Origin of the sequence: Natrialba sp. PRR66, from assembly GCF_034808065.1 — an archaeon.
GTDB lineage: Archaea > Halobacteriota > Halobacteria > Halobacteriales > Natrialbaceae > Natrialba > Natrialba aegyptia.
The window spans coordinates 399970-424286 of sequence record NZ_JAXHGN010000003.1 but is presented as its reverse complement, the minus strand read 5'-3'; the positions used below and the strand labels follow the sequence as shown (position 1 = coordinate 424286).

The following is a 24317-nucleotide window of genomic DNA, read 5'->3' as shown; positions in this document are numbered from 1 at the left end:
CGAGTACAACTTTGTGCATTGCTGTCGTGGCCCATACTATGGAGATTCGCCCAGCAACCGCCGACGACCGCAGCGCGATCCGCGACATCGCCCGCGACGCGTGGCACGACACCTACGACGAACTCGCAAGCGACGTCATCGATGACACCGTCGACGACTGGTACGCCGACGACGAACTCGAGCGTGCACTCTCGAAACCCGGAACCGCCGTCCTCGTCGCCGAAACCGATGCCGGCGTCGTCGGCTTCACCCACGGCGTCGTCCAGGACGACGAAGGCGACGTCCTCCGAATGTACGTCCACCCGGATCACCAGCGCGAGGGCGTGGGAACTGCACTGCACGAGCGACTGCGCGACGATCTCGCGGACTTCAACATGAACCGCATGCGAGCGATCGACCTCGCCTCGAACGCGACCGGACGCGCCTTCTACGAAGAACTCGGGTTCGAAGAAACGGACACCGGGACGGTCGAGTTAGGCGGCGAAGCGTACGAGGAAGTCGTCTATACGCTGTCGTTGTAGGCGACGGTCGCTGTCTCACCCACTCCCGGTGTGTAATCGGCGACCAGCGGCAGCTATTTATACCATGATGCTAAAGATATTTTTAGAGATGTCTAATAATCGTGCCGTCGGATCGCAGGTTCCGAGTGAGAACTCGTGAACGAGGCGCTGACGGTCCTTTTGGAATCACTTCGAGATGGTTACGTGCAGGTGAGTGCGTTCGTCGCGGTGACGATCCTCGCGTTCGGGCTGCTCCAGTACTACACCGACGGTGCCGTGCTCGCCGCGATCGAAGAGAACGAGCGATTACAGGTACTGTTCGGCGGTCTGCTTGGATTGACGCCAGGCTGTGGCGGAGCGATTATCGTGATGCCGCTGTACGTCCGGGGAACGGTCAGTTTCGGTACCGTCGTCGCCACGCTCGGGGCGACCGCCGGCGACTCGGCGTTCGTCATCCTCGCGCTCGCCCCCGAAGCCGCGCTGTACGCCTACGCCATCGCGTTCGCGGCGTCCGTGGCGACCGGCTACCTCGTCGACTCGGTCGGTCTGGGCGTCTCCCGGATCGATGCCGCCGTCGCACGGCTCTCGCCCGCCGCGACGCCCGACGGCGGAACCGTCGTCAACAGCAGCGTCGGGCCGAACCCGGCCCACGATTATGGGGGCCCGGCACCGACCCACTCTCACGAAACCGGACCGGATCGCCACTCACGAGTTCTCACGCCGCTCTCGCATCTCGTCCACGTCGGCTGGTGGCTGAGCGCCGTCGCCGGGCTCGTCCTCGGGACGCAGTACCTGCTCCTGGGCGGGCCCGAGGTTCCGATCCGACTCGGCACCGGCTTCGCGGGCGCGTTTACGGCCGTCGGCATCGTCGGTGCGGTACTCTCGTTGTACCTCTACATCGTCGGCCGCCACTACGTGGGTGAAGGAGAGGTCGCCCGCGCTCGCGATTCGTTCGGCTCGGTCTACGAGACGCTTACCCACGCGGCGATGGAGACCAGTTTCGTCACCGTCTGGGTACTCGTGGCCTTCCTCGTCTACGAGTTCGGCGTCCTCTTGACGGGGATAAACGTCGCGACGGTCGCGGCGGCCGCGGGCGTGTTCGCGCCGATCGGCGGCGCGGTCGTCGGGTTGATCCCCGGCTGTGGCCCGCAGATTTTGCTGGCGAGCGTCTACGCCGAGGGAGGATTGCCGTTTTCCGCGCTGACCGCCAACGCGATCTGCCAGGACGGCGACGCGCTGTTTCCGTTGCTGGCGGTCGACGCCAAAGCGGCCATCATCGCGACGGTGTACAACTTCATCCCAGCGGTCGTCGTCGGCGTCGCGCTCCACCTGCTGTGGGGGCCCGTATTCGGGATGGCTGAGTTCGGATTCGGCGTGCTCTGATCGGTTCGTCTTCTCCACTATGGGTCACTCGAACGCGACGAGACGGCCCTCGTCAGTCCCGACGAAGACGGCTCCGTCGGCGACCGCCGGCCCGGTTGCGAGCTCGCCCGCGAGCGAGCGGGTCCACCGCAGTTCGCCCGTCCCAGTATCGAGTGCGACCAGTTCCGGACCGCCGGCCGTCAGGTAGACGCTCTCGTCGGTGATCGCGGGAGCCGAGATCGGCCGTTGACCGACCTCGACGCTCCAGTACACACCGACATCGCCGCGCTTTGCGGCCGCGACCTGACCGCCGGTTGAGCCGACGACGATCGCGTCGCTCGTCACCGCGGGCGACGAGCGGATGTGGCCCGCGAATCCGAACCCTGCACGGGGTCTGCCGGCGTGAGTGAGCACCGAGATCGTGAGCGACGGCGCGACGACAGCACCCCCGGCGATCGTCGGCGACCGCATCCGATCCCCCTCGTGGAGCCACCGCTCGTCGCCGTCGGCCGGATCGAACGCGTGAAGGCCGCCGTCTAAACCCTCCTCGACGCCAACGTAGACGCTGTCGCCGTCGACCGCGGGGTAGTCGACGGCAGGCGAGGCCAATTCGGTCGTCCACCGCTCGGTGCCGTCGGTCACATCGACGGCAGACGCGACCGGAACCCCGCTCGTCCCGACGTAGACAACGCCGTGGGCCGCGGTCGGTCCCGCCGCCGGGCCGGCCAGATCAATCTCCCACTCCCGGTCGCCGTCGGCCGCTGAGAGCGCGACGAGTTCACCCGCGTCGGTGCCAACGACGACGAACCCGTCGGCGACGCAGGGACAGTGCGAACAGCTGCCGGCGAGCGATTCGGCCCACAGTTCATCACCCGATGCCGCCTCGAGCGCGTGAACCGTTCCGTCAGCGGTCGACGCGTAGACGGTGCCCTCGACGACGGCGACCTGCGCCTCGAGCGCACCGGAAAGCGTCGTCGACCACCGCTCGTCGGGATCGGCCGTCGGTGCGGACGAGAGGATGTAGCCGCTGTTTCCCGGCGTCCGCTGGAACGACGGCCAGTCGTCGGTCGGGACATCCGTTCCTGCGTGCTCGGGTTCGCCGCCATCACCGGTACCAGCGTCCGCCCCGTCGCTCTCGCTCTCGCCGGCGTCGCCCCCAACCGAACTCGTACAGCCGGCACCGATACTCAGGGCTGCTACACTCACACTACTCGTCAAATACCGCCGTCTCGACACGCGCATGCCCACTACCGTTCAGTAGCGAATAATAAACCCAATGGAACGAACGGCGACGAGTCACGGCCGAGCCCCGACGACCGATTCAGAACTCCTCGGTCGGCGGCGCGATTCCCTCGTCCTCGTCGGCCCCGAGTTCGAATTCCTCGCGGACCTCGCGAATGCGATCTCGAATGTCGGCTGCCAACTCGAACTCGAGGTTGGACGCGGCTTCCTGCATCTGCGTCTCGAGTTCGTCGATGTAGCGGGCGGCCTCGTCGTCGTCGTCGAGTTCGCGGCCGGAGATTTCGGTGGTATCGGTTTTGCTGCCGGGGAGGGTCGTCTCGCTGACGGCCTTGTCGATGGTGGTCGGTTCGAAGCCGTGGTCGTCGTTGTACGCCTGCTGGATGCGCCGGCGACGCTTGGTTTCCTCGATCGCGGATTCCATCGCGTTCGAGGGGTCGTCGGCGTAGAGGACGACCTCGCCGTTGACGTTGCGGGCGGCCCGGCCCATCGTCTGGACGAGGGTGGTCTCGCTGCGCAGGAACCCCTCCTGGTCGGCATCGAGAATTGCGACGAGGCTCACTTCGGGGATGTCTAACCCTTCCCGCAGGAGGTTGATGCCGACGAGGACGTCGATCTCGCCCAGTCGGAGCGAGCGGATGATCTCGTGGCGTTCCAGGGTATCCGTCTCGTCGTGCATGTACGCGACGTCGACGCCGGCTTCCTCCAGATACTCGGTCAGGTCCTCGGCCATCCGCTTCGTAAGCGTCGTCACGAGCGTGCGTTCGTCGCGCTCGATCCGCTCGTCGATGCGGTCCATGAGATCGTCGACCTGGCCGCTCGCGGGCGAAACGGAGACCTCGGGGTCGACGAGGTGGGTCGGGCGAACGATCTGTTCGGCGATCCGCGCGGAGTGGTCGCGCTCGTAGTCGCTCGGCGTCGCCGAGACGTACAGCGTCTGATCCGTTTTCTCCTCGAACTCCTCGAAGGTGAGCGGACGATTGTCGTACGCGGTTGGAAGTCGAAAACCGTTCTCGACGAGCGAGTCCTTGCGGGACTTGTCGCCGGCGTACTGGCCGCGGATTTGCGGGATCGTCTGGTGGGACTCGTCGATGACGGTCAGGAAGTCGTCGGGGAAGTAGTCGAGCAGCGTGTACGGTGCTTCGCCGGATTCGCGATCCGAAAGGTAGACCGAGTAGTTCTCGATGCCCGAACAGTAGCCCGTCTCCTGCATCATCTCGAGGTCGAACGTCGTCCGCTCCTCGATGCGCTGGGCGGCGAGCATGTCGCCCTGGCGCTCGAAGTACGAAATACGGGAGTCGAGATCGTCGCGGATCTCGTCCATCGCGCGCTCGAGTTTCGGTTCGGGAATCGAGTAGTGCTCCGCCGGGTGGACGAGGACGGCCTGCTGCTCGCCCTGCATCTCCCCCTCGAGCGGGTCGACCTTTACCATGCGGTCGATCTCGTCACCCCAGAGTTCGACGCGGACGGCGTAGCGGCCGTACATCGGATAGATCTCGATCGTGTCGCCGCGAACGCGGAACGTCCCCTGCGTGAAATCAACGTCGTTGCGCTCGTAGTTCAGGTCGACGAGTTGAGCGAGCAACTCGTCGCGGCCGATCTCCTCGCCGACTTCGAGTCGCAGCGACATATCGACGTAGTTTCGCGGGTCGCCGAGGCCGTAGATGGCGGAGACCGAGGCGACGACGATCACGTCCTCGCGGGTCAACAGCGAGCGCGTCGCGGAGTGGCGCAGGCGGTCGATCTCGTCGTTGATCGAGGCGTCTTTGTCGATATAGGTGTCCGTTTGTTCGACGTAGGCTTCCGGCTGGTAGTAGTCGTAGTAGGAGACGAAGTACTCGACGGCGTTTTCGGGAAAGAGGCTGCGGAACTCTTCGTATAACTGCGCCGCGAGCGTCTTGTTGTGGGCGATCACCAGCGTCGGTTTCTGGATCTCCTCGACGGTCCACGAAACGGTGTTGGTCTTCCCCGATCCCGTGACGCCGAGGAGCGTCTGTTTCTCCATGTCCGACCGGAACCCGTCGGCGAGTTGCTCGATCGCCTCGGGTTGGTCACCCGCGGGTTCGAACGGGGCGTCGACCGCGAACGGCCGGTCGACATCGGGACGGTCCGGCTGGAGTGGCCCTCGAGAATCACTCATATCCGTTACACGGACTCGAACCACTTTACGCGCTCGCATGCGGATCGAGACGCGCGTCACGTCCGGGCCGAGCGGTTGTGATCGGCGACCGCACGACACACTCATCGGCGTCAGTTCACAGCTCTCGGCCACTGGCTCACCACACTATCAGCGAAGCAAGTCGTACGTGGCGACTGCTCGCCAAACCGTTATGAGCCGACTCGTTGTGGACCGAACCATGACAGAGCAACTCCAGGCGGCCCGCGACGACCTCGAAGAGGCGGCGAAGTCCGCCGACGACGACGTCCGGGACGACATCCGCGAGACCACCGACGCGTTCGCCGACTACGTGATGGGCGACACGGAGCCCGATCACGCCCTCCTCGACGAGCGACTCAATACGCTCCGCCAGGTCCGCGAGCGAGCCGACGGCAACACCAAAGCGAAGGTCGACTCGGCTATCGAGACGGTCGAAGACTATCGCGAGACGATCGACCAGGCCTGAGTCGACGACGGCTTGAGACCGCGGCGCTATCCGACGGGGGTGAAACGGCGGGCGTAGCGCGTGTCAGTGGAGTTCTTTCTCGACGATGTAACCCCATTTCTCGTAGTTACGGTTTTCGTAGTACTCGTGAACGGCCTCTTTCGCCGATGGTGACGCTAGTGCGACGTACTCACACCCGCTCTCCGTCGCCCACTCTTCGATGAACGCGATCAGTTCGGTTCCGTATCCGTTCTCCCGCCGGGATTCGTCGACAACGAGATCGTAGAGCCACGCGTGGCGAGCGTGATGGAGGACGTGCGTAACGAGAACGCCCGCAACGCCGACTACCTCGCCAGCGACGAACCCGCCAAACAAGCGGTAGTCATCATCCGCCGTCCATTCCAACACGTCCGCCGGGTCGGTATCACGCCATAATTGACGGAGGATCGGAACCGCTTCGCGACGCTCCGCCTCGGCGGTTAGCTCCCGTATTTCCATGCTGTCCGTGACGAGTGACCGGTGAAAAATATAATCGAGGGACGTTACCAATTGGCAGTTGGAACCGAGATCGAGAAACCGCTGTGTCAGTTCCGACCGACGATTGACCATCCGTTCGCGCCTGAAGACGCGCGAATCCCGAGCAGTGAGAGACAACGGATTCCAGAATCAACAGCCGAACGATAGCACGCTCAATACTCGTCCGGCGTCCGCTCGCCCACGTCGACCGCCGCATCCGTCTCCGCGAGCAACTCTTCAAACCCGTACTGACGGAACTGATCGACGACCGCCGCCCGATCCCGCTCGTCGACCGCCTCGAGAATTACCCCCAGAACGCTCGTCGTCGCGTCCTGGGCCGGAACGTCGACAGTATCCATGCGCTGATCGACCCGCGAGACGAACGCTTCCTCGGAGAACCGTTGGCCCGATTCTCCCTCGGTAAGGTGCCGTCCGAGGTCGCCCGGAAGCTGTGCGGCCAGCTCCTCGCTCTCGTCCGCGCTCAATCGCTCGCCGAGCGTCTCTATCACCGCCCGCGTGGCGTTACTTGCTGCCTTCTCGTCCGTATCGAGCCGGTCGCTCACCGTCTCGAATAACACTGATTGCTCCATGTCCCTGCTAACGGCGACTCGGCCCCTCACGGTTCGGGCAGCAACTGCCGGGTCCGACGGATTGGGGCGGAAAACACTCTCACACGGCACCGGGGCCGGATTCCGGTACGACCGACTCGTACCCGAGTTCAGCGAGACGCTCCCGAAGCGCCGCTTGGTGCTCGTCGTCGACGTGCTCGAGCAACGTCGCGACGACGACCCTCGCGAGCCGGTCGGGATCGTCGGCGTCGGCGTGATTACTCCGTTCGTCGACGCTGTCGATGAACTCGTCGTAGGAGCGGTTTCGTCCCGAGGGACCGTCGGTGAGGTGGTCACCGATCTCGTGGGGGAGCTGTCCGTCGAGATGCTGCGAGCGGGTCTCGTCCAGTCGTTCCCCGAGAGCCGAGAGGACGGCCTGTGTTGCAACGCGTGCATCATCCTCTTGCGGGAGGTCCGCCTGTCGTTGGACGGCCTGGTAGAAGTCGTGGCGTTCCATATCGGTCGTTGGACGGAACTGGCCGTGGCGGTTGGGCCGGCGATTGCCGGCCGGCGTCTTCGAGGGGGTCCTGCGGTCGACTACTGTGTCTCGTCGGCACTACTGCGCGAGGGTCACTCGAGTCGATCTAATACAGCCTCTTTTTCGTAGGACAGCGACAGCGACCGCGACCGACCGCGTCCGTCTACCTCCGTGTATTCGGCGTCGATCAGGCCGAGCTGGTCGAGTTTGTTGACGATTTCGGAGTAGCGGGTGTAGCCGAGTTCAGTTTGGTCGCGGAAGGCCTCGTAGACCGCGCCGGCCTGCTCGCCGTCGTGGTTGGCGATGACTTCGATGAGCGTCCGTTCGGTGTCGGTGAGTCCGGACAGCGAGCGCGAGAGGTTGACGTACTTCGACTGTTCGTAGGCTTCGTCGACGTCCTGGCGTTCGACGGTGCGGCTGGCGCGCATTTCGGCGTTGAGTCCGGCCCGGCGCAGGAGGTCGATGCCGACGCGGAGGTCGCCGCTGTCGGCGGTGAGATCGGCGACGTGTTCGAGCGTGTCGCGGGCGATGACGCCGTCGTGGAAGCCCCGCGTGACGCGTTCGTCGAGGATGTCGACGATTTCGGGGCTGTCATAGACGGGGAAGTAGACGTCTTCGGGGCGGAAGACGCTCTGGACGCGCGAGTCGAGTTCGTCGATGACATCGAGCGCGGGGTCGGAAGAGACGACGATGACGCCGATCTTCGCGCCGGGGTACTCCTCGTGGGCGCGAAGGAGCGAGTAGAGGGTGTCCGACGCCTCGTTTTCGTAGAAGAGGTAGTTGACGTCGTCGAGGGCGACGACGAGGACGCGGTCATCTTCGACGAGTTTCTCGGCGATCTGGCCGAAGAGTTTCTTGAACGAGATTCCCGAGGAGGGAGGTTCGTAGTCGAAGGTACCCTCGAACAGGCGCGAGAACACCGAGTAGCGGGTGGCGTTGACCTGGCAGTTGACGCGGATCGTTCGAACGTCGCTGGTCTGGGCACCGACCTCGTCGAAGAGCTTCTGGATGGCCGTCGTCTTGCCGGTTCCAGGCGGCCCGCGGACCATGACGTTGAGGGGACGCGAACCGCGTACGGCGGGGCGAAGCGCGTACGTCAGGTTTCGCATCTGGCCTGCTCGGTGTTTGAACGTCTCGGGGACGTAGTCGATTTCGAAGACGTGCTCGTCTCTGAACACGGACTCGTCCCACGACAGCATCCCCTCTTCGGGGTCGTCTGGCATCACTTTCACCACGCTGTCCGAGTTACTTAGTTGTTTGCCGTGTATCGTATTCTGACCCGCTCGACGTGGCAGTTTCTTCCGACCGACCGCCGATCGGTGATCCCGAAACGGTCGGTTCCCACCGGCGACCGTCGGTGCGCCCGCCCGCGGTTCACTCGAACTTCTCGAGTAACCTCGTGTAGAACTGCGGCTCAGAGACCGTTTCGGTGCCGCCGTTTGTGCGGGCGGACTCGGCCGCCGTTCCGCCCGCCGCGTCCGTGCCGGCCGCACCCGCCTCCGTCGCCAACTTCTCGACGATCAACTCCGGCGTCGACCGCGCGAGGTGGTCCTTCACCGGCGAGCGGTTCACCTCGAGTTCACCGTCGACCAGGCCGACGGCCTCGATGCCGTCGACGGTGACGTCGAAGCCGGCCATCTCGCGGATTTCGTCCGCCAGGTGGGAGACGAAGACGGCCGTCGCGCCGTTCGCCGCCAGCGCTTCGAGGATGCCGGCGATGATCTTCGCCGACGCGCCGGGTTCGGTGATACTCTCGAGTTCGTCCACGAGTACGAGCGAGCCCTCGCCGCCCTGGGCGAGGTCGGCGAACTCGCGGACGGTAGACTCGAACGCGCCGGCGTCCAGCGTGCCCTGCGTTTTGGCGTGGTAGTGCAGGTCGTCGAATCGCCGCAGGCGAGCGTGCTCGGCGGGGACGGGCAGTCCCATGTGTGCGAGGACGACGACGCTCGCAACCAGGTCGAGCAGCGAGGTCTTCCCGCCGCTGTTGACGCCGGAGAGGAGCGTAACGCCCGACACGTCGTAGTCGACTGGATCGATGTCCGCGAGCGACTCGTCGAGCAGCGGGGAGCGGCCGGCCTCGATGTCGAATCCCGCCGCTCTCTCGTCGGCGCTGTCCGCCCCCCAGACGAACGTCGGCATCGTGCAGCCGAACTCGTCGGCGAATCGGGCGACCGCGAGTTCGACATCGAGTTCGAGCGCGTTCCGGGCGAGGTCGCGCGCGCCGGCACGCTGGTCGGCGAGATCGGCCGCGAGGTCGCGCTTGAGTTTGCCCGCGCGACGCTCCTTGGCCGCGGTGAGTTCCTCGCGTAACCGGGTGGTCGCGTCCTCGTCGCGCTCGACCGGAAACGTCGGTTCGTCGCCGAAGACCCGTCTCGCGACCTCGGCCTCGCCCGAATCGAGGTCGAGCGCGTCGATCAGGTGCTCGCGGGCGGCCGCGACGGCCGCGGCGAACTCGTCGGCCAGTTCCCGGGAGAGCAGCGAGTCGACGCCGGCGCCGCGTTCGACGAGCGAGAGGAGGTCCGACCCCTCGATGGTCACGTCCTCCTCGCGGATCGCCTCGCGGAGGTGGTCGTTCGCGACGGTTTCGGCCGTGCCGACAGCCGCGTCCAGGTCGTCGACGGCGACCGTCAGTCGGTCGAGTTCGTCGTCGCCGGCGACGGTGCCGTCCGCCTCGAGCCGCGAGAGGCCGTCTTCGAGGGCGTCGATGTCGCAGTCGGACGGTGGGTCGAGATCGGCGGCCCGGTGGACCGCGATGGCGGCGGTGATCCGGTCGCGATTGCGGGCGAAGAACGAGAGCGGCCGCTCGGGGACGATTTCGGCCGGCTGCTCCAGGGCGTCGGGTCGAACCTGGACGTCGCCCTCGACGGTGACGCCCGCGAAGGATTCGTCGAGCGCGATGACGGTCGAGTAGCCGCGGGCGAGTTCGGCCAGGCCCTGGGCGTCCTCGACGACTTCGACGGAGAGTTCGGGGATCGCCTCGCGGGCCGCGGCGTAGCGCTCGGCGTCGGTCGTCGCCAGACAGCGCTCGCGAACGCGAACGTCGCCCGGAGTTGCGAGCGGTTCGACGCCCTCGAGCGCATCGAGTACAGCGGGGGACGGCTCGCGAGTGATCGCCTCGCGGGCGAACGCCTGGACCTGCTCGATGCGCGAGCGTTGTGAACTCGGGTAGAACGTCTCCACGCGCTGGGCGGCGTAGTCGGTGACGGTCCGTTCCGTGAGCAGTGAGAGGACCTCGCGGTAGATCTCTCGCGCGCGGTCGGTCGCGAGGAAGCCGCCGGGGTCGTCGTGGTCGTGGCGAATCGCACCGCGAGCGATGCGGGCGGCCCGTCCCTGACTGATCCCGGGTGCGGTAGCGAGCGCCGCGACGTCGCCCGCGCGAAGCGCCTGCTCGGGGTCGTCGAGTTCCGACAGTGCCCGAGCGGTCTTCTCGCCGACGCCCGGGATCGACTCGAGGTCCATTGCTTCTCGACGGTCGTATCAAACCGGAGCGAGAAAAAGCTCCCGCCCCGGCCCTTCGATTGCTGTGCTACCATTGATCACGGGCGCGGACGGAGAAGGAAGGCTAGTCGACCGGTGATATATCACGACTCCGTCCAATCGGTATCGACACCGATGTGAGTAAGTACCACGAGTCGGCAGGAGATTTATCCCGTTCAAACCCCATCAGAAAGATATGGGTAGCCGACAGGATAGGACGACGCAATCGCTTTGGGGGGATCTCGATGACGACGGTGCACTCACGCGATATCGGGCGCTCGTAACTGCGATCGACGACGGTATTTGTCAACTCGATACAGCAGGACAGTTCGTTGCGGTCAACGACAGTATTGTCGAACTCACTGGATATACCGATGCCGAACTCCGCGGCGAACACGTCTCTGTAATTCTCGACGAGACCGACACCGAAACGATCGAACGGAAGATCGCCGGCCAGGCGGCGGCCGATACTGCTGCGGTTACCCCGTTGGAACTGGACGTTCAGACGGCTACTGGAACCGTAATCCCCTGTGAATTCCGGCTGACGGGGATCGACGAGGACGGTTCGTTTCGCGGAATCATCGGCGTCGTTCGAAAGCGTTCGGAGACGACACAACGGGTGAACTCGTCCGAATCGGCAGCGGCGAGTGATGACACCGCCGACCAAGAGCGATCCGAACGGGGGATCGGAGAGAGCCAGGAAGCGTTCCAGTCGCTCGTCGATGCGGTCGAAGACTACGCGATTTTCCGGCTGGACGAGGACGGATACGTCACCACCTGGAACCGGGGTGCAAAACGGATCAAAGGGTACGATCGCGCCGAAATCATCGGAAACCACTTCTCGACGTTCTACACTGCGGAGGATCGGGAGACAAACGTCCCCGAGCGAAACCTCGAGGCCGCGATGGAGAACGGTTCCGTCGAGGACGAAGGCTGGCGAATCAGAAAGGACGGCACGCGATTCTGGGCGAACGTCACGATCACGCCCGTCTGGGACGAGGACGGTACCCACCAGGGCTATCTGAAAGTCACCCGCGACATGACCGACCGGCGGAAACGCGAGATGGAACTCAAGAGCGAGCTCCAGCGGATCTTCGATCGTATTTCCGACGCGCTGTACGCGGTCGACGAGGAGTTCAGATTCACGCTCGTCAACGAGCGCGCCGAGGAGTTGCTCGGCTATCCGGAAGAAGACATCCTCGGCGAGAAGCTCTGGGACGTCTTCCCTTCGTCCGCCGAGATCGACGAGGTCTGGGACGCCTTTCACACCGCTCGGGACGAGCAGGTCGCGACCAGCTACGAACTCTACTACGATCATCTCGGGTTCTGGGTCGAGGCGAACCTCTATCCGTCCGAGACGGGGATCTCGGTGTACTTCCGCGACGTGACCGAACGAAAGCGCCGCGAACAGGCCTTAGAAGAATCCGAACAGCGCTACCGAACGATCGCGGAGTACTTCCCGAACGGAATCGTCACCCTGTACGATCACACCCTCGACTACACGCTCGCGGCGGGACAGGGCTTCGAGAGGGTCGACGAAGAGCCGAGCGACGTCGAGGGCGCTAACTTTTACGACGCCTGGTCGGCGGAAACGCGCGACGACCTCGAACCGATCCTCCGCGCCGCGTTAAACGGCGAGAGGCGCTCGGTCGAACTCTGGCACGACGGGAGGGAGTGGATCATATACGCGGTCCCCGTCACCGACAACGAAGGAAACGTCTTCGCTGGCGTGACGATGGCCCACGACATCACCGAACGAAAGGAGAACCAGCGGAAACTCGAGGAGACAATCGCACAACTCGAAGAGTCGAACAAACGGCTGGAACAGTTCGCCTATGCCGCCTCGCACGACCTGCAGGAACCGCTCCGGATGGTCTCGAGCTACCTGCAACTCATCGAACACCGCTACGGCGACGCGTTCGACGAGGACGGCGAAGAGTTCCTCGAGTTCGCCATCGACGGCGCGGACCGAATGCGAAAGATGATCGAGGCGCTGCTCACGTACTCTCGGGTCGAGACCCGCGGTGAACCGCTCGAGCCAGTCGCACTCGACGACATTCTCGCGGACGCCCGCCAGGATATACGGGTCCAGATCGAGGAAACGAACGCCGAGATTACGGCCGTCGATCTGCCGCGGGTCGAGGGAGATGCCGACCAGTTGCGGCAGGTCTTCCAGAACCTGTTGGGCAACGCCATCGAGTACAGCGGAGACGACCGACCACGAGTGCACATCGACGCCGACCGGTGCACGTCTGACCAACGCCAGGAGTGGGTGATTTCGGTTTGCGACGAGGGGATCGGTATCGAAGCGGACGAGCAGGACCGGGTGTTCGAAGTGTTCGAGCGGTTGCACACCCGCGAAGACCACCCCGGGACGGGGATCGGACTCGCGCTGTGCCAGCGGATCATCGAGCGCCACGGCGGCGAAATATGGGTTGACTCTGAACCGGGAGCGGGAGCAACGTTTTCGTTCACGCTGCCGGCGGTAGAAGGCTCGTGATCGCGCCGGGATGCGGGTAGAAGGCTCGTGATCGTGCCGGGATGCGGGTAGAAGGCTCGTGATCGCGCCGGGATGCGGCGTCACCCGCCGAGAGGGCTTGCGCGATCCGGGTGACTCGTTATCCGATCAGCATTCCAACCACGAGTATGGTATTCAAGCGTCTTCTCGGTTCGAAAGTGACTCGGTCGCTCACCGTTGCCTCGGTGCTGCTCGAGATGAAGCGAGCGCTCAACCACGGCAACAACGTCCGTGCACTCCTGTTGCTCGGTGTCGCCGTCCTCGCCTGGCAGTGGGCAGTTATCGGCCTGGTCGCACAGGGGCTCGCAAGCGTGATCCGTCGTGGGAGCCCGTCGGATTCGGGATAAAAATCAAAAATCGCGTACATCCTGAGCGTTTACCGAGCACTCGAAACGCACTATCACGCATCGACAGCAGTACTTCTCGCCAAAATCGGTATTCGACAGTACTACTCCCCGCCAAAGTCGGCATCGTCGAAGTGGTCGTTCGCCAGGTCGTCGAGTAGCGATTCCGTTTCTGCCTGTACGTCATCGTCGAGGTCCGAAACCGCACCGACGCCGTGACCGCCGCTTTTCGCCGTCTGGAGGGCGTTCCGGTTCAACTGCCCGCTCGGATCGACGACGGGGAGCTTCAGGTCGGTGAAATTTGCCGGCGGAAAGCCGGTCGCCGAGAGCAAAAAGTGATCGGCGACGTCGCCCAGGTCGTCGGTCTCGAAGTCCTCGAGTTGGGGCTCGGACCACTCGTCGGTCGTCGTCCCACTGAACTCGGGGTCGTGCAGTTCGTACTCGGTCATATTCGAACCGACGCGCGCGGCGTCCATCGATGTCGCCCCTGCAGTGGCAACGACGCCGAGTGCAGCCGGCGACGGCTCAAACGAAATCGTCGACGAGCGGAAGCGTCGCCAACTGCGCCGCCGACAGGAGGACGCGGTCCTTCTCGAGGCCGTGGGCGATCGATTCAACCATGCCGTCGCTATCGGTGAGCGGAATCAGTCTCACGACCGTCCCGCGTTCGTCGACAGCGAGTTCAACGAGCGCGTGTGGAAACGAGGAGACGGCGGGGACGGTAAGCTCCGTGATGCCGTCGGCGCGTTCGAGCGCGGGAAAGTGGAGGTGCCCGGTGATGACCAGAGAGACGTCGTGGCTCACGAGCAGGTCGACCAGCGGCTCCGGATTGGAGAAGCCGGGGACGCTTCCCTCGACGGGGAGTTCAGCGCTGTATCGTTCATAGAGCGCACCCGTCGCGGGCAGGTTGTGGTGGACGACGACGATCGACGTATCGGCAGCGGACGCAGACTCGGACTCGGACAGCGCCTCGTCGAGCCACATCAACTGCGCCGCGTCGATGCGGCCATCCCACGTCTCCGCGGGCGCATCCGGCGTCGCCGCGTGGCTGTTCAACCCGAACACGTCGAGGCCGCCGAACCGGACGTGAAACGGCAGCCCGCCGGGGGTGTATCGATCCTCGAACGCCCCGATCGGCAGCGAGTCGTGCTCGTCGAACGCCGTCGGGAAATCGTGATTGCCGGGCACGGCGACCGCCGGCGGATCGAACCCGGCGAGTTCATCGAACAACCTGAACTCGTCGGGGTTGCCGTTTCGCGTCAGGTCGCCGGCGATGACGACGCCGTCGTAGTCGCGGTCGTTGACGGCGTCGACGGCGGCTCGGAGGCGGCGCTCCGTGCGGTGAAAGACCTTCCAGGTGCCCGTTGCGTCCGTCGCGAGATGAACGTCCGAGAGGACGCCGAGCCGGGTCGGATCGGTCGCCGTTGGCCGTTCGAGGCGTGCGAGAACCTGTCCGGAATGCGGACGAGTTGGCATCGGTATCGTCCCCAACGGCAACGAGCCGTGTAAGCGCTAGACCGTCATTCGCCGTCGGAACGGGAACGGTCTCCGCCGCGGTTAGCCACCGTCGCCGTCGTAGCTCGCGATCCGCCCCCACGTCGATTTCTTCCCCCAGAGCCCCGAGCGCATGCACTCGAGTTCGACGATCTGGGAGTTATCGACGAAGAGGTTCACCCGCGGTCCGAACTGCTTGATGTACCACTCGAACACCGCGGGATCGGCGGCCTCGAAGACGCAGTGTTCGATCCCGAGTTCGGTCGCGATCTCGAAGGCGACGTCCGTCCGCCAATCGCGAACTCGTTCGGTGATCCCCTCGGATTCGACCATAACTTTGTACGCACCGGCCTCCAGGTGTCGTTTGCCCTCTTCGATCGCGCTCGTCGGATCGATCGCGGACTCGCTTTCGAGTTCTTCGACGCTCGACGCGCCGCCGGCACCGAACTGGACGTTGATCTCGGGTTTCGCCTGCAGGCCGTGGTCCTGGACGAGTTCGGTGAGTGCGACCGTGTCGTCGACGTCGATCGCGAGGAAGCCGCTCGAGATTTCGACGATGTCGAAGCCGAGGTCGGCGGCTTCCTCGATGTACCGTTCGACCCGGTCGTGGTCGCGGATCAGAACGTTCTCGATGAAGCCGCCGGTCGAGACCAGCACGTCGTGGTCGTGGCAGACCTCGATCAGCTCTCGGACAGCGTCTTCGGGCATCAGCGCGAACGAGCCGCCGGAGAACTTGTAGATGTCGACGTACGCGCCCATCGTCTCCAGGATGTCGCGCAGTTCGCGCGGGCCCATCGGATCGTAGTAGGGGCCGCGGATCTCGGTGATGCCGTTCTCACGGGGTTTGTCTTCGCGCTCGTTGACGTGCAGGAAGTCGAACGCACGGTCTGTGTCGGCCATAGAGAGCCCGACCACGAGCAGGCCCAAAACGCTGTCACGCCGCTCGATTGAACTCCTCCGCCGGTGATAGATCCCCGTGGGGGAAGCGACTGAAAGACTATACCGTTCCAAACGCAATTCGGACTATGCCGTCGCTAGAAGGCCTAAAGGCCTGGTTTTACTATGAGGTCCGAATCATAGCGTTCGCCGTCTCCCTGTTTATTATTTTATGGGCGATAAATCGGATTACAGGATATTTAGATGGTCTCCCGCTCACAAGTCCGCAATTTGGACTCGCTATCACGGCGATCTGGGTTGGCACGGTCCTGGTTCTGCTCTGGCTGGCAGGACGATACAACTGACCGGGACGAAGCTCTACGAATCGCCGTTTTCGCACGAGTTCGAACGCGGTCAGGCGAGGAGTGCCGTCAGGTCGGCCACTCTGTGGTCTTCGATCGATCGAATCAACTCCTGAATGTCATCGCGACGCTCGGCGTCGATGAACTCGTCGGTGACCGTCTCGAATTTTTCCGTGAGGCCGTCCCACCCGATCGGATCGGTTGGATGGCCCCGGAAGGCGTCCTTCTCGACCCGGTAGGTGGTCCCGTCGTCCATCGTGACGTCGATGACGGCGGGCATCTCCCCGTTTTCGAAGCGTTCGGTGAGGTCGGGGTCCTCGGAGACGTCGACGACCCGGAGCAACTGCTGGATGTCGTTCCGTCGGATGCGGTCGGGTTCGTACTGCGCCAGCGAGAGGTCGCGATCGAGTAACGCGACGGCGAGCATGTACGGCAGCGAGTGGTCCGCCTGCGCTCGATTGGCGACCTCGTAGCGGTTGCCCTCGCCGCCGCCGATGATGAGCTTCGCGCCGCCGAACGTCTCGAGTTTGATGCCGGCGACCGCCGTCGGATCGAGCTCCTCGCGCTCGGCGAGTTCGACGACGCCTTCGACCGCGGACTGGGCGTAGGTCTCGGCGACGTACCGTTTCGTCATCACGTCGTGAACTCGTTCGCCCGGCGTCAGTTCGACTTCGAACGGCCCCGAGATCACGTCCTGCCACCCTTTCTGCCCCTCGAAGACGTTCCGCGGGCCGGCCACCCCATGTTTCGCGAGCATCGCCGCGTAAACCGCGTTGCGAGCGGCGTTGGCCGACGCGAGCCCCTTCCACTCGTTGATCTCGCCGGTACGGGTCACGCGAAGGGCGTTGTGACCTGTCGCGGCAATGGCGATCGCACTCCGTGTTTCCTCGAGATTGAGTTCGAGTACCTTCGACGCGCCGGCGGCGGCCGAGACGACGGTGTGGGTGACGTGATCGAATCCCCGCTCGCGGACTGGCGCGTTCCAGGCGAGTTCGGCCTGGATCTCGTAGGCGACCGCGAGGCCGGCGAGCAGGTCGGTGCCGGAGTGGTCGGCGAACTCGGCGGCGGCGACGACGGCCGCGACGTTGTCGCTCGGGTGTGGCGTCTCGCCGGGCGCGAGAAAGGAGTCCATGTAGTCGAGGTAGCGAACGAGCGCCGTGTTGTGCATCGCCGCGCCGACCGGAGACGCGGTTCGCTCGCGGCCCCAGAGCGTACAGGGACCGTCGTCCTCGAGCGCCGTGACCGTCCGGAAGACGGCCTGTGGCGGACCGGCGACTTCGGCGGGGATAGCGATCCCGACCGCGTCGAAAAGCCGTCGTTTGAGCGCGTCGCGAACGTCCGGGGAGAGGTCATCGTAGTCAGTTTCCTGAACGAACTCGGCGAGTTCGAGTACGGTCGTCATACGGCCGGTACCACGACGACCGCCAAACGTCTTGGCGTGGTCGGCACGGGTAGCGATCAGCGTCGATGCTATCGTCGATCGCGAGTGGCCCGGTCATCCCGAACAGGAGACGCGCGTTCGATAGCTCGACGGGGCGTCTAACCGGGTAACCGGGTTCCCGGTCAGGGATCGTCGTCGTTGTACCCGTACTCCCGGTCCGGGTCCTGAACGCCTTCCGTGCGCGAGCCGACCCAGGCCCCCAGGGCGAGGCCGTAGACGAGGTGGCCGGCATGAAACAGCGCGAGTTCGTCGGTATCGAGTCGGATGTCGAGCAGTTCCTTCAGCATGATCTGAGAGCCGAACGCGGAGAGAGCCATCCCGAAGACGGTTCCCCAGACGAGGCCGCGTTGCTCCGGTTCGATCGACTCTTCGGCGTCCTGGAGAGCGAAGAGCGCGCCGAACACGGCACCGGCCTGGACGCCGTAGAGGAGATGCAAGGCGATGCCGGCGATCGGATGGTCATCGGGGTCGCCGCCGGAGACGTACTGCGCCCAGAAGTTGGCGGACGGTGGCAGCGAGCGCAAGATTGGAAGCCGAAACGCCGTCATGATGAGCGTCGCGACGAAACCGGCTTGAAGCCCGCGAACTGCGGCACCGCCGGCGTGTGCGAGACGCGACTTGTCGGTTACCGATTCGGAACGCTTCGGTGCCGACGAATCCGACCCGAACTGCTGTAACCGATCGAATACTGACATGGGGGTTTGAGACGCTACCACTGGGAGTTCCTTAACGCTCCGGCGTGATCCTGACTGCAAGCTGTGCGGAAATTGTGTCTGTACAATAGATCGACGTGACTGCCGGTATCGATAGACGGTTACGTCGAATTGACCGACTAGTCAGACGGGAGTGCAAGCGTGGACGAGACACCGGGGACGGACGAGACGGCACAATACAGTTCGAGACGGCAGTATCTGATCATCGGCTCGGTCGTCGCCAGCACCTTTTTCGTCGGCTTCGGCGGGGGCGTTATCTTTCCGATCCTACCGAATTTGGGCGAACTACTGGGTATCTCGCCGTTTCTCGTCGGCTTTATCCTCAGTGCAAACCGGTTCTCGCGGCTCCTCGCGAGCGCGCCGGCGGGCGGACTCGTCGACCGCGTCGGCACGCGAACACCGTTCATCGTCGGCCTGCTCGTCCAGAGCGTCGGCACGTTCGGCTACGTCGTCGCGATGGTCGCCCCGCTTCCCGAAGCCTGGTTCCTCCTCGCGCGCATCGTCTGGGGCCTCGGGAGCGCGCTGGTCTTCGCAACCGCCTATACCATCGCCGCCGACGTCAGCGGGGCCGACTCGCGCGGGACCAGCATGGGCCTCATCCGCGGCGGCAGCATCTTCGGTTTCCCGACCGGCCTCGTCCTCGGCGGCGTCGTCAGCGAACTCGCCGGCATCCGGGCCGCGTTCCTCGTCGCGACGGCGTTCTCGTTACTCGCAAGCGTGATGGCCGCCCTGACCGTTCCGGAGACCCACGTCACCGACACCCGGGAGGCCGTCGCGCCCTGGAACGTCGACACCAGCGTGACGACGATCATCGTCGGCCTGGTCAACTTCGCCGTCCTGTTCGCCTACATCGGCGCGCTGTTCGCGACGCTCGTCCAATTCCTCTCCGTCCACGGAATCGGCGTCCTCGGCTTCGACGCCCAGGGCTCTTCCGGCATCTTCATGGCCGTCACCGTCCTCGCCGCGGCCACGTTCATGTTCGCCGGCGGCTACGTAAGCGACCGAACGAACTCGCGGGTGCCGACGCTGCTCGTCTTCCTGCTTGTCTCGTTCGTCGGCTTCGTCCTTTTGGCGGGTGCGAGTTCAGCGGCGACGCTGACCGTCGCCTGTCTCTTCATCGGGGCCGGACAGGGCGGGACCAGCGGCCCGCTCATGGCGCTGCTCGCCGATCTCACGCCGGACGAGCGCATGGGCCGCGCGTCCGGAACGACAAACGTTCTCGGCGATGTCGGCGGCGGGCTCGGGCCGCTGCTCTCGGTTCCGCTCGTCGATGCGCTCGGCTTTGCGCCGGTGTACGCCGCGTGTGCGATCATGCCGTTGGTCGCGGGCGGAATCCTGCTCGTCGGCATCTACCGCGAGACGGGCGCGTTGCTTCCAGCAACGAGAGAGCAGAGCAGGGCCAGCGAGTCACTGGACGACTAGTATTGGCGCTCAAGATGGCGAGAACTGCCGATGCCAGAACACATCCACCAGGCCGCCGAGTCATAGACGCCATGACGACAACGCGCTTTTGCATATCCGGTCCGAACCAGGCCCCATGACAACCGTCGAGGCCAAACTGGCGGCCGCCCGCGACGAACTGGCGACCTACGACGGCATCCTCGTCGCCTTCTCGGGCGGGGTCGACTCGAGCGTCGTCGCCGCACTCGCTCACGACGCCCTCGGCGACGACGCCGTCGCCTGCACCGCAAAGAGCGAAACCCTCCCCGCCGCCGAACTCGAGGACGCAAAACGCGTCGCCGACGAGATCGGCATCCGCCACGAGATCGTCTCCTTCTCCGAACTCGAAAGCGACGAGTTCGTCGCGAACGACGACGATCGGTGCTATCACTGTCGGACGATGCGCCTCGGGGAAATGGAAGACGCCGCGCGCGAACTCGGCATCGAAACCGTCTGCGACGGCACCAACGCCGACGACCCCGGTGCCGGCCACCGCCCCGGCCTGCAGGCCGTCGACGAACTCGACGTGCACTCGCCGCTGCTCGCCCACGACATCGCGAAGGACGAGGTTCGCACGATCGCCGAACACTACGGCCTCTCGGTCGCCGACAAGCCCTCGATGGCGTGTCTCTCCTCGCGCATCCCGACCGGGCTCGAAGTCACCGACGACCGACTCACGCGCGTCGAACAAGCCGAAGCCCTGCTTCGACAGTGGGGCTTCGACCAGTTCCGCGTGCGCGATCACGACGGCCTCGCCCGCATCGAGGTCGCCCCGGACGAACTCGATCGGGCGCTCGAGCGCGAGTTCGTCGAAACGGTACGCGACGCGCTCTCGAACCTGGGTTTCGAACACGTCACGCTCGACCTCCACGGCTACCGAACCGGGAGCGTGAGTCCGGTGACGGACGCCGCCACGACCGAATCCGACGACTGACTCCCCGTTTCTGATGGTCTGTTGTACCGATTTCCCGGCTAACCGCAGGACGAGTTGCGGGTGCGCCGGCACTGGCGTCCGGTAGTCCGTATCGAACGAGATTCCCGAACGGGCGAATCGAGCGAGAAGAAGCGCCCAATCGACCACAATATAATCAGATTCTGTCCTTGTAATACACCAATAGTACAGAGACTACGAGAGGGACAGACAATATTGCACAATACGATACGAACGTAGCATCTCCCCGAGTATCACGGATCGATGGCTGCCGACGTACCGCCCGACTGGACCGTCCACGTCTCCCGGACGTACACACCCGCCGACACCGACCGAGAATTAGAATACCGCATCTACCGCCACGAATCGGACGACCTCCGGATAAAGGTCGCCCCCGCCTCCCTCGACGGTGACGACCGTCCGGGATACGCACTGACGGCCACGAGCTACCCCGAACTCGAGTTCAGCGAGACACACCAGATCAGGACCGTTCTGACGTTCGAACGCTGCGTTGAACTCGCGCGGGATTTCATGGTGCTGTTTTCGACCAGTTACGACGGGGCGGGGTCCCTCGAAACGGCGCGGGAGTACGCGGCCGAGCGGACGCGGTCGCACCGGTGACACCGGCCTCGTCGTAAACGACGGTGCTACTTCTACGACCGGGATAGCGATACCCGTCCGGGGTACGTGAAGAGCGATCGGCGTCGGGAGGACGAATTCGAAGACAACCACGAATACGCAATTGTCCGGTATGCGGACGGTTCTCAACACCGAGAGACTTTTTACTCATAATCGAGTAAGCGATTACGATGATGGAAATGATGTGGCAAGATCTGGTCTTTCTCGCAGGGAGCGTTCTCTCGATCGTCTTCCTCGCACCGACAATCAAAGACACCTCCGCACGCGTACCGCTCGGATCGAGCATTCCGTCGATGACGATCGGCGCGATCTACGCGCTTACGTACGGCACGATGGGGATGACGTTCTCGGCCGCCGGCTCGTTCGGCGTCGCCACAATGTGGTCGCTGATCGCGTGCTATCGCTCGCCCGGCGAGCAGAAAGGCGTGCTGAACATCCTGCGGTTTGCCCGGACGGTGAACCGACGCCTTCGTGAACTCGTGGGCACTGCCGTTCCCGGACTCGAAGGCGGACGGAGCAATGCGCAGTCGGGCCACCAGCAATCCGCTGATTAACGCTTGTTGTTCGTTTCTCGTTCCTTTCGATCATCTCACTTCGAACTCTCGACGCGATCGCGCGCTCGAACCCTCGACGGTATCGCGACGACGTTAATCGTCCGACGATACCGGGGTTTCACTCGCCGCGGGTGACTCCGCCTCCGCGAACGGATACCACGCCTGTTTCCCGTCGGTCATGTAGGGAGCCTCGAAGTCGGTCTCCTCGGGCTCGCAGAACTCGACGAGTTGCTCCTCGGCCGTCGCGTCGACCCACTGGCGGAACGTCTGTCCCCGGACGGCTTCTGTCTGTGAGCCCGAGGCGCTTCGCGCCTCGCTGTCACCGTCCGCTCGAGACGCCGCCGGAGCCTCGCACTCGCGATGGGCAGCGTAGGCCTCGAGCAGGTTTCGGATCGCGCCGGGAGCCTCGTCGGCCGGCACGCGTTGACGCACCCAGTCGATGAAGGATGGATCTTCTCCAACACCGCCGCCGACGCCGATATCGAAGGCCTCGACCATCTCGCCGTTCTTCCGGGCGCGCATCCCCTGGAGTCCGATGTCGGCGGTCATCGCCTGTCCGCAGTCGGCGGTACAGCCGGAGTAGTGCATCTTGATTTTACCGACGTCGTCGGGCAGGTCGACGTTCTTGTTGAACCAGCGCAGCATCCGCGCCATCCGCCCCTTTGTCTCGGTCAGCGCGATCGAACAGAACTCGGTGCCGGTACAGGCCATCGCGCCGCGTTCGAACGGACTCGGCTCGGCGGGGTATGCCTCGAGCAGCGGTTCGGCGAGCAGCCCCTCGAGTTCGTCGTCAGCCACGTCGACGATGACGGGATTCTGCCGGCGGGTGAGCCGTACCTCTCCGGAACCGTACTCGGCGGCGAAATCGGCCAGTTCGATGGCGTCGTCGGCCGGCAGGCGACCGACGGGGACGCTCAAGCCGACGTAGTTGCGGCCGTCCTGCTGGTCGCCGACGCCGACGTGGTCGTGCTGGCCGTCTTCGACGGGGCGACCGGCGTTGTAGGTGTACTCCGTCCGGAAGTCCTCGCCCGCGGTGTGCATCTCGAAGTCGACGTACTCGTCCTGGAGCGTCTCGCGGATCTTCTCCATCCCCCAGTCCTCGGCGAAGAACCGGGCGCGGTTCTTCGAGCGGTTCTGGCGACCGCCGTACTCGTGGTAGAGTTCGACGAAGCCGCGGCCGACCGCGTAGGCGTTTTCGGGGCGAACGAACACGTCGAGCGGGGTCGCCGCGCGGGGCTGCCGACCGCCGAGACCGCCGCCGATGCGGACGTTGAACCCGCGGACCCGCTCGCCGTCTAACTCCTTAGTCGCCGGCTCGAATCCGATATCGTTGATCGAATCCTGCGCGCAGCCGACCGTACACCCCGACACGCTGATGTTGAACTTCCGGGGCATGTTCGCGAGTTCGTCGTCGCCGCGCAGTTCCTCCTCGAAGCGCTCGAGGAGGGGCCCCGACTCGACGAACTCCTCGGCCTTGCCGTGGAGCGGACAGCCGGAGATGTTGCGCATCGTGTCCCCGCCCGAAGAGCGCGTGTGGACGCCCACCGACTCGAGTTTCTCCCAGATTTCGGGGACATCTTCCAGATCGATCCAGTGCAACTGGACGGACTGGCGCGTCGTCAGGTCGAGCCACCCGTTGCCGAACTCGGGATTCTCGACCGGGCCCGTCGCGTAGTCGCGGGCGACCTCGGCGATCGCGCGCAACTGTCCCGGTTCGAGGACGCCGCTCGCGTTGGTCAGGCGCATCATGAAGTACGATTCCTGGCCGTCGCGCTGGTGGAACAGCCCCCAGAACTTGAAGCGGGTGAACCACTCCTCGCGTTCGTCCTCGGGAATCGCCTCGAAGCCGCCGTTTGCGGCGAACTCGAGAATGTGCTCGCGCACCTCGTCGCCGTAACATCCCTCCTTGATTCCCTCTTTCTTATGCGCCATCGCAAACCACCGCCGGAGGAATTGAACGATCGGTCCCGACGACACGGGATTTGTCACCAAACATATTTCGAGTCACGGTAGAACGACACGATAGTGTGGAATATAATGCTAATCGTTGACATACATCTGTTTTTCACTCTGTTTAATCGAATAGCTCAGATGTTCAATCGAATATGGTCTGTATTAGGGTGTATATCCGAAGGAAATGGCCCACTCTTTTGGGATTGGGCAGCACGCACCACTTGGCGAAGACGCCTCGTTCGGCGGAGAACACGGCAGCTATTGACGGG

General features: G+C 64.3%; 22 protein-coding genes. 9 read left to right on the top strand and 13 right to left on the bottom strand.

All coding sequences use genetic code 11. The features are described from left to right. The first annotated feature begins 38 nt into the window (after positions 1-38). Both SM755_RS12540 and SM755_RS12535 read left to right on the top strand, forming a co-directional pair. A complete protein-coding gene (locus SM755_RS12540) occupies positions 39-521 on the top strand; it encodes a GNAT family N-acetyltransferase (protein ID WP_323172955.1) in 483 nt (160 codons plus the stop codon). A 135-nt stretch (positions 522-656) separates the two neighbouring features. After that, the gene (locus SM755_RS12535; protein ID WP_323172954.1) at positions 657-1883 is read left to right on the top strand and encodes a putative manganese transporter; all 1227 of its coding nucleotides are present in this window, start codon (positions 657-659) and stop codon (positions 1881-1883) included. A 24-nt stretch (positions 1884-1907) separates the two neighbouring features. On the opposite strand, the gene SM755_RS12530 is transcribed toward SM755_RS12535, so the two are convergent. After that, complete coding sequence (locus tag SM755_RS12530) at positions 1908-3068, bottom strand: PQQ-binding-like beta-propeller repeat protein (RefSeq protein WP_323172953.1); 1161 nt, start codon at positions 3066-3068, stop codon at positions 1908-1910. 115 nt (positions 3069-3183) lie between these two features. After that, positions 3184-5241, bottom strand: coding sequence for an excinuclease ABC subunit UvrB (uvrB, locus tag SM755_RS12525; RefSeq protein ID WP_323172952.1), 2058 nt, complete (start codon positions 5239-5241; stop codon positions 3184-3186). A 217-nt stretch (positions 5242-5458) separates the two neighbouring features. Here uvrB and SM755_RS12520 point away from each other — a divergent pair, with 217 nt between their 5' ends. After that, positions 5459-5725, top strand: coding sequence for a hypothetical protein (locus SM755_RS12520; RefSeq protein ID WP_323172951.1), 267 nt, complete (start codon positions 5459-5461; stop codon positions 5723-5725). A gap of 63 nt (positions 5726-5788) precedes the next feature. On the opposite strand, the gene SM755_RS12515 is transcribed toward SM755_RS12520, so the two are convergent. The 5 genes from SM755_RS12515 to SM755_RS12495 all read right to left on the bottom strand — a co-directional run bounded on the left by SM755_RS12515 (position 5789) and on the right by SM755_RS12495 (position 10765). Next, positions 5789-6202 carry a GNAT family N-acetyltransferase gene (locus SM755_RS12515; protein WP_323172950.1) on the bottom strand — a complete coding sequence of 138 codons (414 nt, stop codon included), beginning with the start codon at positions 6200-6202 and terminating at the stop codon, positions 5789-5791. A gap of 191 nt (positions 6203-6393) precedes the next feature. Beyond that, positions 6394-6810: a DUF2267 domain-containing protein gene (locus SM755_RS12510; RefSeq protein WP_323172949.1), complete on the bottom strand. Its 417-nt coding sequence runs from the start codon at positions 6808-6810 to the stop codon at positions 6394-6396. Between the two features lie 79 nt (positions 6811-6889). Then, positions 6890-7285, bottom strand: a complete 396-nt coding sequence (locus tag SM755_RS12505) for a DUF2267 domain-containing protein (RefSeq protein WP_323172948.1) — start codon at positions 7283-7285, stop codon at positions 6890-6892. Positions 7286-7398: 113 nt separating this feature from the next. Further along, positions 7399-8529: an ORC1-type DNA replication protein gene (locus SM755_RS12500; RefSeq protein ID WP_323172947.1), complete on the bottom strand. Its 1131-nt coding sequence runs from the start codon at positions 8527-8529 to the stop codon at positions 7399-7401. A 151-nt stretch (positions 8530-8680) separates the two neighbouring features. Next, on the bottom strand, positions 8681-10765 hold the full coding sequence (locus SM755_RS12495) for a helix-hairpin-helix domain-containing protein (protein ID WP_323172946.1): 2085 nt from the start codon (positions 10763-10765) through the stop codon (positions 8681-8683). Positions 10766-10979: 214 nt separating this feature from the next. On the opposite strand from SM755_RS12495, the gene SM755_RS12490 reads away from it, so the two are divergent. Next, the gene (locus SM755_RS12490; RefSeq protein WP_323172945.1) at positions 10980-13283 is read left to right on the top strand and encodes a PAS domain S-box protein; all 2304 of its coding nucleotides are present in this window, start codon (positions 10980-10982) and stop codon (positions 13281-13283) included. Between the two features lie 146 nt (positions 13284-13429). Continuing rightward, entirely contained in the window at positions 13430-13648 is a 219-nt protein-coding gene (locus SM755_RS12485; RefSeq protein ID WP_323172944.1) for a hypothetical protein, read from the top strand. 101 nt (positions 13649-13749) lie between these two features. Here SM755_RS12485 and SM755_RS12480 read toward each other — a convergent pair whose 3' ends face one another. From SM755_RS12480 to SM755_RS12460, 5 genes are all read right to left on the bottom strand, one after another. After that, complete coding sequence (locus tag SM755_RS12480) at positions 13750-14094, bottom strand: hypothetical protein (RefSeq protein ID WP_323172943.1); 345 nt, start codon at positions 14092-14094, stop codon at positions 13750-13752. 76 nt (positions 14095-14170) lie between these two features. Beyond that, a complete protein-coding gene (locus tag SM755_RS12475) occupies positions 14171-15121 on the bottom strand; it encodes a metallophosphoesterase (RefSeq protein ID WP_323172942.1) in 951 nt (316 codons plus the stop codon). A gap of 81 nt (positions 15122-15202) precedes the next feature. Beyond that, a complete protein-coding gene (locus SM755_RS12470) occupies positions 15203-16039 on the bottom strand; it encodes a phosphosulfolactate synthase (protein ID WP_323172941.1) in 837 nt (278 codons plus the stop codon). A gap of 390 nt (positions 16040-16429) precedes the next feature. Continuing rightward, positions 16430-17779 (bottom strand): MmgE/PrpD family protein, encoded by a 1350-nt coding sequence (locus SM755_RS12465; protein ID WP_323172940.1) that lies wholly within the window; start codon positions 17777-17779, stop codon positions 16430-16432. A gap of 161 nt (positions 17780-17940) precedes the next feature. Beyond that, positions 17941-18513: a DUF6789 family protein gene (locus SM755_RS12460; protein WP_006665095.1), complete on the bottom strand. Its 573-nt coding sequence runs from the start codon at positions 18511-18513 to the stop codon at positions 17941-17943. Positions 18514-18672: 159 nt separating this feature from the next. On the opposite strand from SM755_RS12460, the gene SM755_RS12455 reads away from it, so the two are divergent. From SM755_RS12455 to SM755_RS12440, 4 genes are all read left to right on the top strand, one after another. Next, positions 18673-19953 (top strand): MFS transporter, encoded by a 1281-nt coding sequence (locus tag SM755_RS12455; protein WP_323172939.1) that lies wholly within the window; start codon positions 18673-18675, stop codon positions 19951-19953. A 115-nt stretch (positions 19954-20068) separates the two neighbouring features. Beyond that, positions 20069-20905: an ATP-dependent sacrificial sulfur transferase LarE gene (gene larE, locus SM755_RS12450; protein WP_323172938.1), complete on the top strand. Its 837-nt coding sequence runs from the start codon at positions 20069-20071 to the stop codon at positions 20903-20905. Positions 20906-21166: 261 nt separating this feature from the next. Further along, positions 21167-21523 (top strand): hypothetical protein, encoded by a 357-nt coding sequence (locus SM755_RS12445; protein WP_006665098.1) that lies wholly within the window; start codon positions 21167-21169, stop codon positions 21521-21523. A gap of 191 nt (positions 21524-21714) precedes the next feature. Next, positions 21715-22095: a hypothetical protein gene (locus SM755_RS12440; protein ID WP_323173227.1), complete on the top strand. Its 381-nt coding sequence runs from the start codon at positions 21715-21717 to the stop codon at positions 22093-22095. A 93-nt stretch (positions 22096-22188) separates the two neighbouring features. Here the strand turns inward: SM755_RS12440 and SM755_RS12435 are convergent, their stop codons facing one another. Further along, positions 22189-24027 (bottom strand): ferredoxin--nitrite reductase, encoded by a 1839-nt coding sequence (locus SM755_RS12435; protein ID WP_323172937.1) that lies wholly within the window; start codon positions 24025-24027, stop codon positions 22189-22191. Positions 24028-24317 lie beyond the last annotated feature (290 nt).

What these genes read in the sequence shown, in the direction of transcription:
- SM755_RS12540 (WP_323172955.1), top strand. Translation starts at nt 39, where the DNA reads ATGGAGATTCGCCCAGCAACCGCCGACGACCGCAGCGCGATCCGCGAC.
- uvrB (WP_323172952.1), bottom strand. Translation starts at nt 5,241, where the DNA reads ATGAGTGATTCTCGAGGGCCACTCCAGCCGGACCGTCCCGATGTCGAC.
- SM755_RS12520 (WP_323172951.1), top strand. Translation starts at nt 5,459, where the DNA reads ATGACAGAGCAACTCCAGGCGGCCCGCGACGACCTCGAAGAGGCGGCG.
- SM755_RS12515 (WP_323172950.1), bottom strand. Translation starts at nt 6,202, where the DNA reads ATGGAAATACGGGAGCTAACCGCCGAGGCGGAGCGTCGCGAAGCGGTT.
- SM755_RS12510 (WP_323172949.1), bottom strand. Translation starts at nt 6,810, where the DNA reads ATGGAGCAATCAGTGTTATTCGAGACGGTGAGCGACCGGCTCGATACG.
- SM755_RS12505 (WP_323172948.1), bottom strand. Translation starts at nt 7,285, where the DNA reads ATGGAACGCCACGACTTCTACCAGGCCGTCCAACGACAGGCGGACCTC.
- SM755_RS12500 (WP_323172947.1), bottom strand. Translation starts at nt 8,529, where the DNA reads ATGCCAGACGACCCCGAAGAGGGGATGCTGTCGTGGGACGAGTCCGTG.
- SM755_RS12495 (WP_323172946.1), bottom strand. Translation starts at nt 10,765, where the DNA reads ATGGACCTCGAGTCGATCCCGGGCGTCGGCGAGAAGACCGCTCGGGCA.
- SM755_RS12490 (WP_323172945.1), top strand. Translation starts at nt 10,980, where the DNA reads ATGGGTAGCCGACAGGATAGGACGACGCAATCGCTTTGGGGGGATCTC.
- SM755_RS12485 (WP_323172944.1), top strand. Translation starts at nt 13,430, where the DNA reads ATGGTATTCAAGCGTCTTCTCGGTTCGAAAGTGACTCGGTCGCTCACC.
- SM755_RS12480 (WP_323172943.1), bottom strand. Translation starts at nt 14,094, where the DNA reads ATGACCGAGTACGAACTGCACGACCCCGAGTTCAGTGGGACGACGACC.
- SM755_RS12475 (WP_323172942.1), bottom strand. Translation starts at nt 15,121, where the DNA reads ATGCCAACTCGTCCGCATTCCGGACAGGTTCTCGCACGCCTCGAACGG.
- SM755_RS12470 (WP_323172941.1), bottom strand. Translation starts at nt 16,039, where the DNA reads ATGGCCGACACAGACCGTGCGTTCGACTTCCTGCACGTCAACGAGCGC.
- SM755_RS12465 (WP_323172940.1), bottom strand. Translation starts at nt 17,779, where the DNA reads ATGACGACCGTACTCGAACTCGCCGAGTTCGTTCAGGAAACTGACTAC.
- SM755_RS12460 (WP_006665095.1), bottom strand. Translation starts at nt 18,513, where the DNA reads ATGTCAGTATTCGATCGGTTACAGCAGTTCGGGTCGGATTCGTCGGCA.
- larE (WP_323172938.1), top strand. Translation starts at nt 20,069, where the DNA reads ATGACAACCGTCGAGGCCAAACTGGCGGCCGCCCGCGACGAACTGGCG.
- SM755_RS12445 (WP_006665098.1), top strand. Translation starts at nt 21,167, where the DNA reads ATGGCTGCCGACGTACCGCCCGACTGGACCGTCCACGTCTCCCGGACG.
- SM755_RS12440 (WP_323173227.1), top strand. Translation starts at nt 21,715, where the DNA reads ATGGAAATGATGTGGCAAGATCTGGTCTTTCTCGCAGGGAGCGTTCTC.
- SM755_RS12435 (WP_323172937.1), bottom strand. Translation starts at nt 24,027, where the DNA reads ATGGCGCATAAGAAAGAGGGAATCAAGGAGGGATGTTACGGCGACGAG.